Annotated in this window: 1 pseudogene; it reads right to left on the reverse strand. The window is 79.1% G+C overall.

The features are described from left to right. Window positions 1-1,404 (reverse strand): annotated as a pseudogene (locus tag ABT085_RS46360) (hypothetical protein); the annotation flags it as partial.

The following is a 1,404-nucleotide window of genomic DNA, read 5'->3' on the forward strand; positions in this document are numbered from 1 at the left end:
CCGGCCGTCGCCGCGGTGACGAAGTCCGGCTCCCCGCGGCGGTGTTCGAGCTCCTCGACGGTGGCCGCCGCGCCGCGCAGCGCGCCGGCCACCATACGGGCGGCGTTGGCGCAGTGCAGGCGCTCGTCGGCGGCCCAGCGCTGTCGCAGCACCGCCTCCGCGAGCAGCGCGTCGAGGCCGTCCAGGGCGCGGCGGGCGTCGTCCGCGCCGGTCAGCTCCCACCAGCGGTCCACGGCCCGGCGCCAGCGCAGGACCACGAGGACGACGGCCAGGGCCACTCCGAACAGGGCGCCCAGCAGCCCCGCCCAGGGCGGTACGGACACCCCCGTGACGCTCAGCAGCGCCCCGCCCAGGGCGCCCACGGCTCCCGCCGCGGCCTGTGCGGCCGCACCCGAGCCCGTGGCGGCGCGGCCGGGCTGCCGCAGGCCGGTCAGCAGGCTGCCGCCGACCAGGACCAGCAGGACGGCGAGCGCGGCGAGGGTCCCGGGCCAGGGCCACAGGGCCGCGAGCGCGCAGGCGGCCAGGGCGCCGGCCAGCTGTCCGGGGCCGGTCGCGGAGACCGCGAAGTCCTGGTCGGCCGAGACGAGTCCGGGCAGTTCGGGCGGACAGCGCCGGTCGGCCTCGGCGAGCAGCCCCGCGCTGGACGCGGGTGCCACCTGCTCGGAGAGGGCGGCGAAGCGTTCGGCGACACTGCGCAGGGCCAGCCGCTCGGCGAGCATCCGTTCGGCGAGCCGGTGCAGTCCGTCCCCCACGGCCTCCCGGCTGCCCGTGTACGGCGGGACCCGCACCCCGAGATCGGCCAGGGCCAGCGCCGATTCGGGGGTGGCCGGGGAAGCTCCCGCGGCGCCCTCCTGGAGGGCTCTGGCGACCAGTGCGCGGTAGCTGCCGAGGGTGCGCGAGGCGGTGTCGAGTGCCGAGGCGACGGCGCGTCGGCCGGTTCCGAGGAGCAGTCCGCTGCCGCTGCCGAGCTGCGCCCAGCCCGCGCAGGCGTCGTCGAGGGCGTCGGCGCAGCCGGTGTACGCCCGGTCGGCCGGGCCGCCGGGGACCCGGTGGCCCGGGACCGGTCCGGTGGGCCGGCCCGCGGCGAGTTCGTCGACCGGCTTGGGGAGTTCGATCCTGGCGGTGTCCTCGCCGTCCGGCGACAGCGGGGTGCCGGCGGACCGTTCACCGGCGAACCGGTTCAGTGCCTCGCGCCAGGCGCGCGCCCGGGCGGCGCCGGACAGGTCGTGCTCCAGCACGCGGACGCCGGGGACCGCCACGGCGTCCGGGAACCCGGCGAGCGTGTCCAGGGTCTCGTCGAACAGCGCCCGCAGCAGGTCCACGAGGACGGCCAGCGCTTCCGGGTCGTCGGCGCCGACGGGGTCGCCCGCGGTGCGGGCGGCCCGCAGGTCCCCGGCCCAGAGC

This window comes from Streptomyces sp. NPDC002265 (genome assembly GCF_040296125.1).
In the GTDB taxonomy this organism is placed as follows: Bacteria; Actinomycetota; Actinomycetes; order Streptomycetales; family Streptomycetaceae; genus Streptomyces.